The sequence below is a fragment of the Mycolicibacter engbaekii genome (assembly GCF_002101585.1).
Taxonomy (GTDB): Bacteria; Actinomycetota; Actinomycetes; order Mycobacteriales; family Mycobacteriaceae; genus Mycobacterium; species Mycobacterium engbaekii.
In genome coordinates this window covers 156,830-174,564 of record NZ_LQOT01000041.1, presented here as the reverse complement: position 1 = coordinate 174,564, position 17,735 = coordinate 156,830, and the positions used below count along the sequence as shown (strand labels likewise).

The 17,735-nt window shown below is 67.0% G+C and carries 13 protein-coding genes and 1 pseudogene; 8 read left to right on the top strand and 6 right to left on the bottom strand.

Annotation, left to right across the window (positions count from 1 at the left end; translation table 11 throughout):
- On the top strand, positions 1 to 352 hold a 352-nt coding region (locus AWC02_RS12775), incomplete at its 5' end, for an ATP dependent DNA ligase (RefSeq protein ID WP_473086852.1).
- A 56-nt stretch (positions 353 to 408) separates the two neighbouring features.
- On the opposite strand, the gene AWC02_RS12770 is transcribed toward AWC02_RS12775, so the two are convergent.
- Positions 409 to 3,147 carry an AAA family ATPase gene (locus tag AWC02_RS12770; RefSeq protein WP_085129117.1) on the bottom strand — a complete coding sequence of 913 codons (2,739 nt, stop codon included), beginning with the start codon at positions 3,145 to 3,147 and terminating at the stop codon, positions 409 to 411.
- 176 nt (positions 3,148 to 3,323) lie between these two features.
- Between AWC02_RS12770 and mdlC the strand changes: the two genes are divergently transcribed.
- From mdlC to AWC02_RS12750, 4 genes and pseudogenes are all read left to right on the top strand, one after another.
- On the top strand, positions 3,324 to 4,940 hold the full coding sequence (mdlC, locus tag AWC02_RS12765) for a benzoylformate decarboxylase (protein WP_085129116.1): 1,617 nt from the start codon (positions 3,324 to 3,326) through the stop codon (positions 4,938 to 4,940).
- Between the two features lie 3 nt (positions 4,941 to 4,943).
- A complete protein-coding gene (locus AWC02_RS12760) occupies positions 4,944 to 5,369 on the top strand; it encodes a tautomerase family protein (protein ID WP_085129115.1) in 426 nt (141 codons plus the stop codon).
- Between the two features lie 19 nt (positions 5,370 to 5,388).
- Positions 5,389 to 5,592 (top strand): hypothetical protein, encoded by a 204-nt coding sequence (locus tag AWC02_RS12755; protein ID WP_085129114.1) that lies wholly within the window; start codon positions 5,389 to 5,391, stop codon positions 5,590 to 5,592.
- Positions 5,593 to 5,658: 66 nt separating this feature from the next.
- A pseudogene (locus AWC02_RS12750) lies at positions 5,659 to 6,606 on the top strand (fumarylacetoacetate hydrolase family protein); the annotation flags it as partial.
- Positions 6,607 to 6,614: 8 nt separating this feature from the next.
- On the opposite strand, the gene AWC02_RS12745 reads toward AWC02_RS12750, so the two are convergent.
- The 5 genes from AWC02_RS12745 to AWC02_RS12725 form a co-directional block, all read right to left on the bottom strand.
- Complete coding sequence (locus AWC02_RS12745) at positions 6,615 to 8,726, bottom strand: cellulase family glycosylhydrolase (RefSeq protein WP_237160450.1); 2,112 nt, start codon at positions 8,724 to 8,726, stop codon at positions 6,615 to 6,617.
- A gap of 130 nt (positions 8,727 to 8,856) precedes the next feature.
- Positions 8,857 to 10,968 carry a cellulase family glycosylhydrolase gene (locus AWC02_RS12740; protein WP_237160449.1) on the bottom strand — a complete coding sequence of 704 codons (2,112 nt, stop codon included), beginning with the start codon at positions 10,966 to 10,968 and terminating at the stop codon, positions 8,857 to 8,859.
- A gap of 406 nt (positions 10,969 to 11,374) precedes the next feature.
- Positions 11,375 to 12,244, bottom strand: coding sequence for a TIGR03619 family F420-dependent LLM class oxidoreductase (locus AWC02_RS12735; protein WP_085129111.1), 870 nt, complete (start codon positions 12,242 to 12,244; stop codon positions 11,375 to 11,377).
- A 78-nt stretch (positions 12,245 to 12,322) separates the two neighbouring features.
- Positions 12,323 to 13,039, bottom strand: coding sequence for a DUF4873 domain-containing protein (locus tag AWC02_RS12730; protein ID WP_085129135.1), 717 nt, complete (start codon positions 13,037 to 13,039; stop codon positions 12,323 to 12,325).
- Positions 13,036 to 13,938, bottom strand: coding sequence for an AurF N-oxygenase family protein (locus AWC02_RS12725; RefSeq protein ID WP_085129110.1), 903 nt, complete (start codon positions 13,936 to 13,938; stop codon positions 13,036 to 13,038). Before AWC02_RS12725 ends, AWC02_RS12730 begins: the two co-directional genes overlap by 4 nt.
- Positions 13,939 to 14,190: 252 nt before the next feature.
- Between AWC02_RS12725 and AWC02_RS12720 the strand changes: the two genes are divergently transcribed.
- The 3 genes from AWC02_RS12720 (at position 14,191) to AWC02_RS12710 (ending at position 17,721) form a co-directional block, all read left to right on the top strand.
- A complete protein-coding gene (locus AWC02_RS12720) occupies positions 14,191 to 16,920 on the top strand; it encodes a LuxR C-terminal-related transcriptional regulator (protein ID WP_133055639.1) in 2,730 nt (909 codons plus the stop codon).
- Positions 16,921 to 16,955: 35 nt separating this feature from the next.
- Positions 16,956 to 17,246, top strand: a complete 291-nt coding sequence (locus AWC02_RS12715; protein ID WP_085129108.1) for a hypothetical protein — start codon at positions 16,956 to 16,958, stop codon at positions 17,244 to 17,246.
- Positions 17,247 to 17,319: 73 nt separating this feature from the next.
- Positions 17,320 to 17,721: a phage holin family protein gene (locus AWC02_RS12710; RefSeq protein ID WP_085129107.1), complete on the top strand. Its 402-nt coding sequence runs from the start codon at positions 17,320 to 17,322 to the stop codon at positions 17,719 to 17,721.
- Positions 17,722 to 17,735 lie beyond the last annotated feature (14 nt).

The window sequence follows — 17,735 nt, the reverse complement described above, 5'->3', positions numbered from 1 at the left end:
CAACCCCTACACTGACCGGTGCTCACAGGTGAGGAATTTCGGCGAGCACACCTGGGGACGTTCGATGAGCGCGATCAAAGCCGACGGCCTGCGCTTCGTGGGACGGGTCGGCACGGGGTTCACCGAGCGTCAGCTGGCGGCATTGAAGGAGATGCTGGCGCCGTTGCGCACCGGCGAATCCCCGTTTCGGGAACCCCTGGCGCGGCCCGACGCGAAAGGCGTCACCTTCGTCGAACCCACCGTGGTGGCCGAGGTGCGCTACAGCGAACGCACGGCCGATGGCCGGCTCCGCCAGCCCAGCTGGCGCGGGCTGCGTCCCGACAAGACCCCCGGCGAGGTGGAGTGGGAGTGAGGTGTCGAACCGATCGGCGTCGCTGAGGAACCGGACGGCTTTGGCGCCTCCGGTGCTCACTCGCGTGCATGTCTCAACTCGCGACGGGACGTGACCCCGAGCTTGCCGAAGATCCGGCCGAGATGCCATTCCACCGTCCTGGGGCTGATGAACAGATGGCTGGCGATCTCAGAGTTGGTGTACCCGTCGCCGGCGAGTCTGGCGATGTAGCTTTCCTGCGTCGTCAGCTTCCCCGGTTTTCTGGCATCGTGTTGCTTGCTCAGGGGCTCGCCCGCCGCATGGAGTTCGCGCTTGGCTCGCTCGGTGAAACCCTCGGATCCCATTTCGGCGAACAGCCCGTGAGCGATGCGTAACTCGGCTCGTGCTTCGCCTCGGCGGTTCTCCCGCCGCAGCCACTCACCGAAGATCAGGTGCGTACGCGCGGACATGACCTTCAACGGTGAGCGTCCCAACTCCCGAATTGCGATCCGGTACTCGTTCTCGGCAGCGGGACCGTCGGCGGTCAAGGCTTTCGCGCGGGCGGCGTATCCGAGAGCAGTCGCCGTGGGAGTCGTTCGTGACCGCTCGATCAATTGTGCTGCAGCCGTTTCGGCGACATCGGTGCTTCCGGCGCGGACGGCCGCTTCGACGGTCTCGTTCAGGAGGTGGCCATACATGCCGATATCGTCGTACTCCATTGCCGCCGAGCACTGTTCGAGCGCCTTTTCGTAGTTTCCGATCCCGTTGTACAGGACGGCCAGCGAGAAAAGCACCAAGGTGATCTCGCTGCCCTCGCCCCGGGCGGTCGCGTCGCGGACAGTCGTCCGTGCGATCTCCTCTGCTCGAGCTTGCTGCCCGCGACAAGCGGCGAGATAGATGTGGATGGAGCGTTGCTGCGGCGCGCCAGTGGCAGCAGAGATGGTCTCTGCCTGCGCCAACAGGTCGGCGGCTTGTGCGAAGTCGCCCGCGGTGACACATACACCCGCATACGTGGTCAATGCCGCGGGCAGGACGGTCAATTCACCGGCCGCGCGCAGTAGCTCGAGTTGGCGCGCATTCAGGGAGTTGTAAGTGTCCTGGGCGAACAGGTCGAGTAAGACGCGCAGGGTGATGTCGTGCAACCGCGGGTCTGCAACACCGGCGTTGTCTTCCGCAAGATACTGCTGTATTGCTCGCTGGAGCACCGGCGCCGCTGCTGCGTGTCCGTCATCGATGCGCAGGACGATTCCCTCGAGGAAGAGATCTGCCGCAGTGGCGGGGCCCGACCTCGGTGGCAGCTGCCGCACCGATCTGACTATCGTCGCCGCAGATGGCGCTTCCCCGGTGCAGAGGCGCCCGACGATCATCGTTGCCATCAGCGCGCCGAGGTAGGCGTCGCGGGCGAAGACCGGATCCAGTGGCCGCAGCTTTCGGGCTGCCGCCAGCAACAGCGGAGGCGCGTCTCTGCCCCGCCGGGTCGCAAACGCAACGTTGGCGCGTAGCAGATCTGCCCGCGCACTCAACAGTTCGTCGTCCGCTCTGTCCACCGCGGACAGGAGTCGGATCGCCGCTTCTGGATCACCGGCGTCCAGCTTCGCCCGGGCAGCTTCGAGTGCCCGGTCGGCGCGACGGAGGGGATCGGGAGTCAGTTCGACGGCATAGGCCAAGAATGCGGCTGCGGCGGCGGCACCACCACGGCAGCGCGCCCGTTGCGCGGACACCACAAGCTCGACAGCAACGCTCTCATCGGGTGTGGGCGTGGCGTGGGCGTGGTGCCAGGCGCGGTGTTCGGTATGCGTGGGGCCGGATATCACGTCCGCCAATGCTGCATGAACCTGCCGGCGTTGAGACGCGGATGCATAGTGGTAGACCGCCGATCGCACCAACGGGTGGCGAAAGCGCAGGCGGGATTCGACGGTGACCAGGCCGCTGCGCTCCGCGGGAACGGCCGCGTCGGCGCCCACCCGGAGCTTCTCCGCGGCGGCCCACAGCCAGGTGGGGTCGCCGGTCGGCTCCGCAGCCGCGATCAGCAGCAGCGTCTGTGTGGTCGGGGGCAGCGTGTGTAGGCGCTGACTGTACTCGCGCTCGATTCGACCGGCTATCGACGCTGCGGCCGGCAGGCCGTAACCGCCTGCCAGCGCTGTGGGTGCTATCGACTGGCGAAGGTCCAGTAACGCCAAGGGGTTTCCGTCGGCTTCGCCCAGGATGTTCTTCCGGACCCGCTCATCTAACCGGCCCGGCATCACCTGCGACAGCAGTACGCCGGCGTCGGCATGCGCGAGCCTGGTCAGGGTCAGCTCGGGTAAGCCGGCCAATTCTTCAGGTGCGCCCGGAACGCGGGTGGCAAAGATCATCACCGCGGGGTCGGCCAGTAGACGTCGTGCGGCGAATGTGAGCGCTTGCAGTGACGCTCGATCGACCCACTGCGCGTCATCGATGATGCAGGCGGTCGGCCGCTCGGCGCCCGCCTCGGCCAGCAGCGACAGGACCGCCAGGCTCACCAGCAGGCGATCCGGGGCGGTACCTTCGCCGAGTCCGAGGGCGATTCGCAGTGCGGACCGCTGCGGGTCAGGCAAGACGGCGATATGGGCAAGAATCGGGCCACACACCTGCTGCACGCCGGCGTAGGCGAGTTCCATTTCCGTCTCGGCACCGCTGATCCAGACAGTGCGTAGTCCGTCCGCCTGCGCCACCACCTCGGCCAGTAACGCACTCTTGCCGATGCCGGCCTCGCCGTTGATGACCAGCACGCCGCCTTTGCCGGCTCGGGCACGGCCGCACAACTGCGCGAGCTGCCGCTGTTCGTCTTGCCGGCCGATGAGCGTTGTGCTGCCCATGCTGGTGATCCTGACACGTCCGGAAGCCACCGGCGACCGAACTGCGCCGGTAGGAGTCGGGCTGTGAGCGCCCCCGGGTTGTCACATCCCGGGGTTTCTACGGGGTCGGCGACCAGGGTGCGCGGTGTCAGATAGGTAATCGCGGTGCCCGCAGAGATCGACGAGAGGAGTCAGTGATGGTCAGCGGCAAGACAGTCCATGAGGTGACTTATGACCTGCTCCGGTCTCTGGGCTTGACCACGATATTCGGCAACCCCGGCTCCACGGAGCAGACCTTCTTGCAGAATTTCCCGGACGACTTCACCTATGTGCTGGGCTTGCAGGAGGCGTCGGTGCTGGCGATGGCGGACGGGTTCGCTCAATCCACCGGCAACGCCGCGCTGGTGAATCTGCACACCGCGGCCGGCACCGGTAACGCGATGGGCAGTCTCGTTGCGGCGTATCGGGCGAACACCCCGATGATCGTCACGGCAGGCCAACAAACCCGCGAAATGTCCTTGTGCGACCCGTATCTGAACAACCCCGATGCCACGCTCATGCCACAGCCGTGGGTCAAATGGTCCTACGAGCCTGCTCGCGCCGAGGATGTTCCCGCAGCATTCATGCGTGCGTATGCGGTGGCCACCCAGCCTCCCGCCGGGCCGGTGTTCTTGTCCATCCCACTCGACGACTGGAACAAACCGGCGCTCGGTCCGGCCGTGGTGCGGACCGTCAGTCGCCGTGTGCAGCCCGACGAACAGCGGCTGCGCGCCTTCGCCGCCAGGATCAGCAGCGCTCGTCGACCACTGCTGGTGCTGGGACCGGAGGTGGACCGTGCCGGCGCCTGGGCTGCCGGCATCGCCTTCGCTGAGAAGCTGCGCGCGCCGGTCCGCGGCGGTCCGCTGTCGGACCGGTGCTCGTTCCCCGAGGATCATCCCCTGTACGGAGGGCCGCTGCCCCTGACGATTGCGGGCGTGAGCGAGGTGTTGACCGGCCACGACCTGGCAATCGTGATCGGCGCTCAGGTTTTCCGCTACTACCCGTTCGTCCCCGGTGATTACCTGCCCGCGGGCACCGATCTCCTGCAAGTCACGGCGGACCCGCACCTTGCCGCGACGGCACCGGTGGGTGACAGCCTGCTCGGTGACGCGGGCGTCGTACTCGAACAACTACTGGACCTCGTCGAGATGCCCCGTGACCGGCAGGCGTCACCGGGGTTGCAAAGACCCTCGAGTGGGGATCTGCCGGCGGCATCGGCGCCATTGTTGCCCAGCGATGTCTACGCTGCCCTCAGTACGGTCAAGCCCGACGACGCTGCGGTCGTGATGGAGTCGACATCCACTCTGGCGGACCTCATCACGTGGTGGCCGACGCGCAGGCCGGGGAGCTTCTTCGCCACCGGCAGCGGCGGTATCGGCTGGGGAGTGCCGGCGGCTGTGGGAATCGCGCTCGGAGATCGAGCGCGCGGTGTGAAGCGGACCGTTGTCGCGTCGATCGGCGACGGTTCTTTCCAGTATTCGATACAGGCTCTCTGGACAGCGGCACAGCACAGCCTCCCCATCGTGTTCGTGGTGCAGCGCAACGGTGAATACGCGGTCCTCAAATCGTTTGCGCTGCTGGAAGAGACTCCCCACGTTCCGGGTATGGATCTGCCCGGACTCGATATCTGCTCCTTGGCAAGGGGTTTCGGCTGCCGTACGGCTTCGGTGGAGGACACCGAAAGCTTGGTCTCGGAATTCAAGGCAGCCCTGGAAGCCGACGGTCCCACCGTTCTGGTGGTACCCACCCAGCCGCAACTGCCATTCCTGGGTTAAGACGTGCCGGTCTACACGTGCACCACGCCGCAATCGACGCTGAGCGTCGAGACGAAGGCTGAGCTGGCCGCCGAGATCACCCGGGTTCACTCCATGATCAACCATGTCCCCGGTACGTATATCAACGTCGTATTCCATGAACCGGCGCCCGAGAACGTGTTCACCGATGGGAAGCCTGCACGGCCACTGCTGATCAACGGCTGGGTTCGGACCGGACATCCCGCCGCGCAAAGTAGTCAGTTGGTCGCGGAAATCGCCTCGGCGGCGACCCGCATCACCGGGATACCGGCCCGGATGGTGTTGGTGGTCATTCAGAACAGCCCCGCGCATCTCGCCATCGAGGGAGGAAGGGTGCTACCCGAGCCGGGCGAGGAAGAGGCGTGGCTGGCAGAGCAGGAGGGTACCGAGTCGGATGAGTCCGGACACTGAGCAAACCGCGGTGGTTGCTGTGGGTGTTGCCTTGGAACAATTCGCCGGGGCAGTCGCGAACCACGGCGACGTCACCGTGATCGACGGTCAGATGCCGGCTCGATTCGGCGGCGAGACGATGAAGGACGTTGCGGGCTACGACACCAAAAGGCTCTACATCAGCGGTCACGGCGCCTTCGGTGCCCTGACCTCGTTGATTTTCAAGGTGACGGTGAAACCGTAGCCGCGGGGCTCAACCGGCGGGGCGTCGGATGCTGCGTTCGGGCTCGTTATGGGTGACGATGGACCGGTGCGATGGGTGACCTATCGAAGCGAAGACGGGCAGCGTACCGGCGTACTCAACGGCGACGTGATCCATGCGGTGGCGCCCGGCGTGACATTGTTGGAGCTGATCCGGCTCGGCCCGGACGGGCTGCACGAGGCCGGCGAGCGGGCGCTGAGCGCACCGGCGGCGACAGAGCGGATCTCGGCGGTGTCGCTGATGGCTCCGATACCGCGCCCGCCGTCGATCCGCGACAGTCTGGGCTTCTTGGACCACATGCGCAACTGCCTGGCGGCCACCGGCCGAAGCCCCGTCCTCGACGACGCGTGGTACCGCATCCCGGCTTTCTACTTTGCCTGCCCGGCAACGGTGCTGGGTCCCTATGACGATGTCTCCATGGCCCCCGGCAGCGTCTGTCAGGACTTCGAACTGGAGATCGCCGCGGTGATCGGCACCGCCGGGGCGAACCTGTCGGTGACCCAGGCGGAGCAGGCCATCATCGGCTACACCATTTTCAACGACTGGTCCGCGCGGGATCTGCAGGCGCAGGAGGGAGTTTTGGCGATCGGGCAGGCCAAGGGCAAAGACAGCGGTGTCACGCTTGGGCCCTGTCTGGTCACGCCCGATGAGCTGGAGCCCTACCGCAGCAACGGCAGGATCAGCCTGCAGGCCACCGCGACCGTCAACGACGTGATCGTGGGAACCGGATCGACCGGCGCCATGGACTGGAGCTTCGGCGAGATCATCAGCTACGCCGCCCGTGGGGTTCCGTTGGAGCCCGGTGACGTCTTCGGATCGGGCACCGTACCCACCTGCACGCTGCTGGAGCATCTGGACCCGGCTGCGCCGCAACAGTTTCCAGGATGGCTTGGTGACGGCGATGTCGTGACCCTGCAGGTGCAGGGCCTGGGGGAGCTGCGCCAGACGGTACGGGCCAGCGCTGCGCCGATACCGCTGGCGGAGCGCCCGCGGCCCGCGACGGGCTAGGTCCGGACCAACGTGACGGTGATGGTGGAGGTGTCGCCGTTGGAGTCGATGGTCAGGATGGGGGCATTGGGTGCCGAGGTGACGGTTCCGCCGGTAACGGTTACGGCGTAACCGCCGGGGAAGTGGTTGGGCGGCACCGCGATGACGGTCTCGGATCCGGCTCCGAAGGTGCCTGAGCCGTCGACGCGGTCGGTGGTGTAGCTGAAGCTGAACTCGCCGTTGTCGAACGACAGTGCGGTGGGCGTGCCCGAGATCATCTGCGGGTAGGGCTGGGCCAGCAGGTCGAGTTTGCCCCAGTTGACGTTGTCGCCGACCGGGGGCTGGCTCGGGTCGTAGACCAGCGCCTGGTCTTCCGGCGAGGCGCTGGTGATGTCCTTGCCGGTGTAGGCCCAGGCGGCCCAGCCGGACAGGTACTGGTTGGAGGAGTGCAGGCTGGCGTCGATGGCGCCGAGGTTGTTGGTGGCCCCGAACTCGCTCAGCCACCCCGGAACGTTGTTCTCCTCCATGTAATCGGTTGCGTAACCGAACACGATGTCGGCGTTCCAGTCGCAGCCGATGCTCAGGCCGGGAATCAGCGACGTGGTGAGGCAGTAGTGGTGGAAGGAGAACACCGAGTTCTCGTCTTGCACCGGACCCATATGCGTGGGCACCGGCAGGCTGCCGAACAGGGTGTTGGGTTCGAAGAACACCGTCTTGTTCGGGTCGACGGAGCGAATGGCTGCGGTGATCTGGTCGTAGAACGGAACGAGCTGCTGGGTGTCGAAGTAGGGGTTGCCCAAGATGCTGCCCAGAGCCTGCGATCCGGCCCACGGCTCGTTCATGATCTCGTAGCCGGCGACGTTCTCGTTGCCCTTGAAGTAGTCGGCGACCGCCTGCCACATCAACCCGTAGTGATTCTGCAAGCCGATGCCATCGGGAGCCTTGTCGTTGCCCCAGAACGCATCCCAGGCGTAGTTCTGCGCCGGGCTCACCGGGTAAGTCCCCGGGAAGCCCACGCCGATGTGGGGCAGTCCACCGGTCAGAACTGCCCAGTCGGGGGCGCCCTCGCCGCCGAAGGCCTCGCTGTACAGATCTTGGTGCATGTCCAGGACGACCAGGATGTTGTGGCGGCCCAGGATTTCGACGGTGTTTTCGATGGAGGCCAGGTAGTCGTAGTCGATGACGCCGGGTTCGGGTTGTACGCCGGCCCAGATGACGCCCAGGCGCACGACGTTGAATCCGTTGGCGGCCAGGAAGGCTGCGTCGTCTTCGTCGAAACCGGCCGCGGACGGCTCGTAGGGCGGGATCTTGTAGACCTGGTTGAGTCCGCGCAGCATGACGACCTGGCCGTCGCCGTTGGTGAGCCAGCCGTTGGAGACCTCCACCGGCGGTGGAACGGTGCCGGTGAAGCCGCCGGGCAGGGCACCGAAGTGGCCTACGTCGCCGTGGGTGCCGTAGAGCAGTCCGGCGGTGCCGCCGACTCCGCCGAGTGCGGGCAGCCCGGTCAGGGCTGCGCCGTCGCCGGCGTCGCCGCCGTTGCCGCCGTGGCCCCACAGCCACCCGCCGTCGCCGCCGTCACCGCCGACGGCCCCGGTCCCGCCGTCGCCGCCGGCGCCGCCGTTGCCGAACAGTCCCAGGGCGGCGCCACCGGCGCCTCCGGCGACGCCGTCGGTGGTGCTGCTCCAGCCGGTGCCGCCGTCACCGAACAGCCAGCCGCCGTTGCCGCCGTCGGGGTTGGCCTCGGTGCCGTCGGCGCCGTTGCCGATGACCGTCGACCCGAACAGGGTGTTGATGACGCCGTTGACCTGGCTGCCCAGTTGACTGTCGATCCATTGCTGACCGGCGTCGTGCAGTGCCGCGTAAAGGTCGATGCCCAGGGCGGGGCCCGGCTCGGCCAGTGCGCCGAAGGCGGCATCCCAGTGGGCGGCGGACAAGAACGCATCCCAGGCTGAGGCGTCGAACAGGGCGTCGCCGTCGAGGTCGCCTGCGGCGGTGACGAACGGCGAGATCAGCATGTCCATCATGTCGTCGAAATCGGCGTGTGCGGGCGCCGAGATCGGGGCGATCGCCAGGAATGCAGCTACTCCGACGGCCTTGGTGCCCACAACCGTGCTGCGGCGACGAGACATCGCGACCAACCCTTCTCGCGGACAAACCCGATTCTGAAGCCTGTCTGAGAAAGGTAAACGACTTACTTAGCCTACGCAAGGTAGCGGCGCGGGCCGGTGCGGCGGTCGTCACCGCACCGGCCCGGTGCTGTCAGTCCTTGGCGGTGACGGTCACATTGACGGTCGTGGCGCCGGCGCTGGAGCTGATGGTCAACAGGGGGGCGTCAGCGCCTGAGGTGACCTCGCCGCCGGTCACGGTGACGGTGTAGCCGTTGGGATACTGGCCGGCAGGCACCGAGATGACGGTCTCGGATCCGGCGTCGAAGACGCCGGTGCCGTCGGCGCGTTCGGTGGAGTAACTGAACGAGAGGACGCCGTCGTTGAAGGACAAGCCGGTGGGGATGCCCGAGATCATCTGGGGGTAGGGCTGCGCCAGCAGGTCGAGCTTGTCCCAGTTGACGTTGTCGCCGACCGGGGGCTGGCTCGGGTCGTAGACCAGCGCCTGGTCCTGCGGCGACGTGCTGGTGATGTCGTTGCCGGTGTAGGCCCATTCGGTCCAGCCGAACAGGTACCGGTTGGCCGCCTGCAGGCTCGCACCGATGGTCGGCAGGTTGTTGGTGGCGCCGAACTCGCTGAGCAACGCCGGGATGTTGTTGCGTTGCGCGTAGTCCATCGCGTTCGCGAACACGACATCGGCATTCCAGTCGCAACCGAAGCTGAAGTCGGCGAACAGTGCATTGACCATGCAGTAGTGGTGGAAGGAGAAGACCGTGTTCGGGTCGTCGACCCTGCCCAGGTGCGTGGCCACCGGCAGGCTTGCCTCCAGCGTCGTCGGCCCGAAGAACACCGGCTTGTTGGGGTCGACGGAGCGAATGGCCGTGTCGATCTGGTTGTAGAACGGGGTCAGCTGCTGGGTGTCGAAGTACCGGTTGCCCAGCAGGCTTCCCAGCCAGTGCGTGCCCGCCCACGGCTCGTTGATGATCTCGTAGCCGGCGACGTTCTCGTTGCCCTTGAAGTAGTCGGCGACCGCCTGCCACATCACCCCGTAGTGATTCTGCAGTCCGATCCCCGAAGCATGGGTGTTGCCCCAGAACGCATCCCAGGCATAGTTCTGTGCGGGGCTGACGAAGTAGCTGAACGGGAAGCCGACGTCGAAGTTCGGCAGTCCGCCGGTGAAGGTGGCCCACTCCGGGGCGCCGTCGCCGCCGAAAGCACCACCGTAGAGGTCCTGGTGCATGTCGAGGATGGCGACGATGTTGTACCGGCCCAGGATTTCGACGGTGTTTTCGATGGAGGCCAGGTAGTCGTAGTCGATGACGCCGGGTTCGGGTTGCACGCCGGCCCAGATGACGCCCAGGCGCACGACGTTGAATCCGTTGGCGGCCAGGAAGGCTGCGTCGTCTTCGTCGAAACCGGCCGCGGACGGCTCGTAGGGTGGGATCTTGTAGACCTGGTTGAGTCCGCGCAGCATGACGACCTGGCCGTCGCCGTTGGTGAGCCAGCCGTTGGAGACCTCCACCGGCGGTGGAACGGTGCCGGTGAAGCCGCCGGGCAGGGCACCGAAGTGGCCGACGTCGCCGTGGGTGCCGTAGAGCAGTCCGGCGGTGCCGCCGACGCCGCCGAGTGCGGGCAGCCCGGTCAGGGCTGCGCCGTCGCCGGCGTCGCCGCCGTTGCCGCCGTGGCCCCACAGCCACCCGCCGTCGCCGCCGTCACCGCCGACGGCCCCGGTCCCGCCGTCGCCGCCGGCGCCGCCGTTGCCGAACAGTCCCAGGGCGGCGCCACCGGCGCCTCCGGCGACGCCGTCGGTGGTGCTGCTCCAGCCGGTGCCGCCGTCACCGAACAGCCAGCCGCCGTTGCCGCCGTCGGGGTTGTCCTCGGTGCCGTCGGCGCCGTTGCCGATGACCGTCGATCCGAACAGGGTGTTGATGACGCCGTTGACCTGGCTGCCCAGTTGACTGTCGATCCATTGCTGACCGGCGTCGTGCAGTGCCGCGTAAAGGTCGATGCCCAGGGCGGGGCCCGGCTCGGCCAGTGCGCCGAAGGCGGCATCCCAGTGGGCGGCGGACAAGAACGCATCCCAGGCTGAGGCGTCGAACAGGGCGTCGCCGTCGAGGACGCCCTCGGTGGTGACAAACGGCTCTACCAGCGCGTCCCACATGTCCTCGAAATCGGCGTGCGCGGGCGCGGAGAGCGGGGCGATCGCCAAGAACGCGACGACTCCAGCGGCCTTGGTGCCCACAACCGTGCTGCGGCGACGAGACATCGCGACCAACCCTTCTCGCGGACAACCAGATTTCTGAAGCCTGTCTGAGAAAGGTAAATGAGCTGCTTAGCGTGACGCAAGGGCGCCGCGGAAAAGGCGCGGTTTTGTCAGCACTGCGTAGCAGCCCGGATCCACTGGCGTCGAGCATCGCTCTGCCCGGCCTTGGACGCAGCGGCGCGAAGCAGGCGAACAAGCCGCTGGCGCTCCACATGGCCGGGCGCAGGTGCGGCGGGCAGATACCTCTGTTGCGTCATGTCGACAACCCCCCTGCAGGTCGAAGAGAACTGCAGTACCCGCCGGCGGGCGCGGGCACGTATTCTTCAACGCCCCGGATGCCCAGTTCTATCCCGATCGGCCTGACAAAAACGGTGAGGTGAGCAGCCGCGAGACCGGTATGTGACCGGCGTCACCCGGCCTTGGCGATCACGTGCTCGGCGAACCGCTCCAGATTGCGGATCTTGTTCTCCAGCGGTTCGGTGTCGGGCCCGAGGATGTAGGGAACCCGGAAGCCCACGATGACGTCGGTGACACCCTTGTCTTCCAGGCGTTTGATGCCGTCGAGGGTGAATCCGTCGAGCGAGATCACGTGGATCTCGAACGGTCCGGTCCGGCCCTCCTCTTCGCGTAGCTGCTTGAGCCGGGTGATCAGCTGATCGAGTTCGGCCGGGTCGCCGCCGCCGTGCATCCAGCCGTCGTTGCGGGCCGCGCGGCGCAGCGCGGCGTCGGCGTGACCGCCGATCAGGATCGGGATCGGCTGGGTGGGGGCGGGGGTCATCTTGGTTTTCGGGATGTCGTAGAACTCGCCGTGGAACTCGAAGTAGTCACCCGTGGTGAGGCCCTTGATGATTTCGATGCATTCGTCCATGCGCTTGCCGCGCCGGGCAAACGGGACTCCCATCAACTCGTAATCCTCAGGCCACGGGCTGGTGCCCACCCCCAGGGCCAGCCGGTTGTTGATCATCGCGGCCAGTGACCCGGCCTGTTTGGCCACCAGGGCCGGGGGGCGGATGGGCAACTTGACCACGAAGGGGGTGAACCGCAGCGTGGAAGTGACTGCGCCCAGCGCTGCGATCAGGACGAAGGTCTCGATGAAGGCTTTGCCGTCAAGGAATTCCCGGTTGCCGTCAGGGGTGTAGGGGTATGTGGAGTCCGACTCGAACGGGTAGGCGATGCTGTCGGGAATCGTCATGCTGTGGTACCCGGCGGCCTCAGCGGCCTTGGCGAGCGGGATGTAGTAGCTCGGGTCGGTCATCGCTTCGGCGTAGGTGAACCGCACGTCGTCTCCTCGGTTTCGGATGGTCTGGACGCAGCTCTCTGCATAGCAGACGCGCCGGCCTGACCGGGTGGGGACCGGTTACCTTTGCGGCGCTGTCGCGATCTCGACATCCTCCAGAAGAAACGGGGGGAAACCGGCAGCGCCGAGCACTGTCAGCGTGCCCCACGGGGTCCGCTCGCAGATGCGCCCCTGCGCGGCGTGTTCGCCGATCCGGATGCTGACCGGCGAGCCGGTGACGCTGGTTCCGGGAATATCGGCGTAAAACATTCCCTGCCAGTGATATTGGCCATCGATCGGATCGAAGTGCCCGCTCAGCCGCACGCGGGTCGGGTAATCGGCACCGCCGTGCGTGAGCACGGCCGGGCCGTCATAGATTTCCGCATCGGCGCTCACCGAGCCGGTCAGGTAGAACCGGGCCGGTCCCCGGGTCGGCAGCAGCCGGTGCACCCGCAGCCGGGCAGCGCGCGACTCGATGCGGCTGGCTCCGCTGCGCCGCATGGTATCCAGGAGCCGGGCCACGTACCGGGCCTGCCGGCGAGTGTGCGGGCCGGGAACCTGAAACCGGTTCGGGATGCCGTGCCGTGCGACGACCCCATCGGGTGAACCGGCGGTGCCGATCAGCACCCGCGCTTTCAGCTGTTCGCCGTCGGCCGTGGTCACCGTCCAGGTGTCGGTGCCGCTGTCGAATCGGGTGGTGACGTGCGCCGGATCGACGGCGCGGGCACCCGCGATCAGTCCGTGCAGGGACGCGGGGTCGCCCAGCACCAGCACGTCGATGAGCTGGTCGCGGCTCACAGGAATCCGGCCCGCCGCCACATCCGCCGGGCCAACCCGCCCATGAGGCCGACTTCGGTGAAGAACGCGGCCAGCGGCGCGAACGAAGCGCGGGCAGCTGCATGAAAGTGCGGATTGGCCCGCGCCACCCGGCGGGCTTCACGACCGTTGAGCCCGACCCGGCTGTAGACCACCGGCAGCGTGAACAGGTGCCGGTAGAACGGGCCGCCGACGCCCTGCAGGTTGGCCAGCAGCACGCGGCGGTAGCGGGGCATCCCCGGTACGGTGCGCCGCAGCCCGTCGCGGGCGTACTGGATGTGGCGGGCCTCCTCGGTCACATGGATGCGCATCACCCGCCGCACGAGCGGCTGCAGGTCCGGGTCGTCGAGGATCTGGCGCTGCAGCGCGTCGAAGATCTCTTCGCCCACCAGCGCGGCGCCCCACAGGATGGGGCCGCGGAACACGAAGGGCAGCGCGTTGATCACGATGCGCTCGTGCAGTCGTGGCCGTACCGGCACGCCGCCGATCCGGTCGATGGTTTTGCCGAACATCAGCATGTGGCGGGTTTCGTCGCCCAGTTCGGTCAGCGAGTAATGGATGCTGGGTGCGGTGGGGTTCTTGTGCATCATGTCGCGCAGCAGGGCCTGGTTGAGGATGTTCTCAAACCAGATGCCGGCGGAGAGCACGTTGACCAGCTCCTGGCGCGACATCTCGATCTGCTGTTCGCGCGTCATCGCGTCCCACAGCGGGGTCCCGTAGAGCGTGCACATCCGGGGCGGCAGGAAGTACTTGTCGGCGTCCAGCGGTGCATCCCAGTCGATGTCGACCACCGGGGCGTAGGACTTCTTCACCGAGCCCTTCAGGAGGCGTTCGGCGAATTCCTCCCGGGTCGGTCCGCTCGGTCGCACGCTAGCCGTCATGACGCAATCCCCTCTCGCTCCGAGATTCTCAAGTTAGGAGCCGCGACCCAAGATGTCAATACCGCCGGTACCGGATACCTGCGGTTCGCCCAAGGTGGCTGGTGGATCTGTGTCCTGCGGCGGTCTCCCGCTCGGCAAGCGTGCTGAAAGTGACGAATTCAGCAGCTGCGCAACCATTCCTCGAAAGGGCATCGCCTGCCACAATTGTGGACGTGCGAGGGGGGTTGGCGGACCGGCGGGCCGAGTTCCGCCGTGAGTGCCTTTCTGTCTGCGGCACTGACCGAACCCGCGACCCTGCTGCTCGAGGGCGAGGCCGGGATCGGAAAATCCACGCTGTTGCAGGAGGCGGCCGCAACCGCTGCGCAGCGCGGATACCGGGTGCTCTCGGGGCTGGGGGCTGCGACCGAGGTGCGCTATGCCTACGCCGCGGTGGCCGACCTGCTCGGCGGGGTGGACGCCGAGACGCTGGCGCAGCTGCCCGACGAACAGCGTGGGGCGCTGGAGCGAATCCTGCTCGGCGGCGGCGGGGACGAAGCGGCCAGCGATGAGCGGATGGTGGCGACCGCTTTCCTGGCGGCGGTCCGCAAGCTGAGCGTGGCCGCCCCGGTGTTGCTGTGCATCGACGATGCGCAATGGCTGGACATGTCGAGCCGGATGGTGGTCGGGTTCGCCCAACGGCGGCTCACCGGGCCCGTCGGCCTGTTGCTGGCCGTTCGCACCGGCGGGGTGGGCTCCGCCGACCTGAGTTGGCTCAACCCGACCGTGCCCGGATCGGTTGAGCGCCTGCGGCTCAGCCCGTTGACGCTCGGCGGTGTGCACGCCCTGATTGCGGCCCGACTGGGGCGCACCCTGCCCCGTCCGGCCATCACGAGGATCCATCAAATATCCGGCGGCAACCCGTTTTTCGCTCTCGAGCTGGCGCGGTTCATCGACGAGGAGCCGGACCGGGCAGCGGTCGGTCTGCCCGACACGCTGGCGGCGCTGGTGCACGATCACCTGGGGCAACCCGACGCGGAGCTCAGGGCGGTGCTGCTGGCCGCGGCCAGCGCCGCACTGCCGACGGTGAATCGAGTGGGTCTTGCTGCGGGCATCGCCCCCGACCGGGTCGTCGAGCTGATCGAGTCGGCACAGGCAAGCAGCGTGGTCGAGGTCGACGGCAGCCGAATCCGGTTCCGCCACCCGCTGTTCGCTGCCGGTGTCTACAGCGCCGCGGGCCCGGCAGAGCGCCGGGCCATGCACCACCGGCTCAACGGCATCGTCGACGAACCCGAGATCAAGGCCCGGCACCTGGCGCTGGCGGCAACCTCCGCCGACCCAGACGTACTCCAGGCGCTGGACGAAGCGGTCGCCGCCACCCGGATTCGGGGGGCGCCGGCGGTGGCCGCCGAGTTGATCGAGTTGGCCATCAAACTCGGCGACGACACACCAGTACGCCGAATTCAAGCCGCAGAGCAGCACTTCCGTGCCGGTGAAATTGGCCGGGCGCGTTCGCTTCTGCGGGCGGCTCTGGATGATCTGCCGTCCGGGAATCCGTTGCGATGCTTGGCGTTGATGCTCCTCGCTGCTGTCACCGGTTATGACGAAAGTCTGGTGACGGCCGCTGAACTGCTCACTCAGGCCGTCGATGAAGCCGCCGAGCACCCCGCTCTGCAGCTGCGGGCGAGGCTGCTGCTCGTGCCGCTGGTCGGACTGATCGGTGACATGAAGAGATCCGTCGATCTGGCGGACACCGCTGTGGAGCAGGCTGAAAGGCTCGACATAGCTGCGCTCCGCAGCCAGGCTCTGACGATCGCAGCGCATGTGCGCATTCTGTACGGCCTCGGGGTTGATCAGCAGACCTTGCAAATGGCGTTGGAGATCGAAGACGCCGACAGTGGTGCGGTGGCGACCTTCCAGGCCAGTGCAGCGGTACCTGTAATGGCTGCCCTGACCGGTGACGTGCCCGCTGGGCAGCGCCAGATGCGTGCCATTCACCAGCGCTTCATAGCCCATGGGACGGAAATCGACACCCTGTGGGCGGCCAACTACGTTGCCATGTTCCATATGTGGCTGGGAGACCTGGCAGTTGCGGCGGACCTCGCCGAGGACAGCGTCCAGCGAGCTGAGCAACTGGGCGGGAAGCACATGCTCGTCCATGCTTGGTGCACTCAAGCGTCGATTGCGGCATTGCGGGGTGACGAGGGCACGGTACGTCGCGTCGCGACTGCGGCAATCGACGCGGCGTCGGCCACCGGGGCAGAGTTTCTGGTGGTGTCGGCGGCGACGGCGCTGGGATTTCTGGAGGTGTCACGAGGTGACTACGCGGCGGCGATTTCGGTTCTGGAACCGGCGTTGGCTTCGTTCGACCCCGCGCACGGCACCGAGATCGTGGTCGGCGCCTACCTTCCCGATGCCGTGGAGGCCCTGACCGCACTGGGCCGGCTGGACGAGGCGAAGCGCTTGATCGACGCTTTGGAGACCAACGGGGCACGGTTTGATCGGCCGTGGATGCTCGCCGTGGGCGCCCGCGGCCGCAGCCACTGGTTAGCCGCCCGCGGTGAACTCGACGCCGCCGAGCAGGCCGCCATGGAGGCGCTGGTGCACCACGGGCGCTTGCCGATGCCTTTCGAGACGGCGCGCACCCAACTGTTGCTGGGCCAGGTCCAGCGCCGCCGCCGCCGCAAACAGGCCGCCCAGGGGAATCTGGCTGCCGCGCTCGCGACCTTTGAGAAGCTGGGGACCCCCTTGTGGGCTAAGCGGGTCCGCGCCGAGCTGGACCGCATGGCTGCGGCGTCCCCGGGTACCGGCCTCACCACCGCCGAGCGTCGGGTTGCCGAACATGCCGCATCGGGGCTGACCAATAAGCAGATCGCCGCGGAGCTGTTCATCGCGGAGAAAACCGTCGAGATGACGCTGAGCGCGGTGTATCGCAAGCTGGGCATCCGGTCGCGTGCCGGGCTGTTCGCCGCGCTCAATTCAGGAGATGTCCAGGGGAAACCCTGATTCGGTCCAGGGCCTGCTTCGTTAGCGTCGGGCGCATGGGCGACAGCGGAGCGGCACGTCAGTGTTTCTTGGTGGAGTGGTACCAACCGGACCTGGCCGAATCGACCGTCGACACCGTGATCGATCGGCTGGCGGCTGCTGCCGCCGCCGTCCGGGCCAAGCTGGTGGTCGCCTTGACCGCGCCCAGCGACGAAACCTTGTTCGGGTTGGTGGCCGCCGATTCTTCGGACGCGGTGATCTCGGCCTGCCGTCAGGCCGGTTGGCACGTGGACCGGATCACAGCCGGCGTGCGGGCCCGCTTTGGAGGCGCTGGGACCTGGCTCTAGCCCGCTCCTGCTCCGCCGCCGCACATTCGGCGAAGCCCGGTCTTCGGCGCCTGCACCGTGGCAAGATCTGCGCATGGGACCCTTCCTGCTCCGCGCCGCGCTGACCGGCCTCGCCTTGTGGATCGTCACCCAGATCGTTCCCGGCATCGAGTTCGTCGGTGGCGACACCACGGCGCAAAAGGTGGGCATCATCTTCGTGGTCGCCCTGATCTTTGGGCTGGTCAACGCGTTCATCAAACCGGTGGTTCAGCTGCTGTCCATCCCGCTCTACATCCTCACGCTGGGGCTGTTCCACGTGGTGGTCAACGCACTGATGCTCTGGATCACCGCGTGGATCACCGACAAGACCGCCAAACACTGGGGCCTGTACATCGCGGACTTCTGGTGGGACGCCATCTGGGCGGCGATCGTGTTGTCGCTGGTGGGCTGGGTCTTGTCCCTGGTGGTACGCGACCCGGGCCGCATCTCCAGGTAGTCCAGGCAGACTCG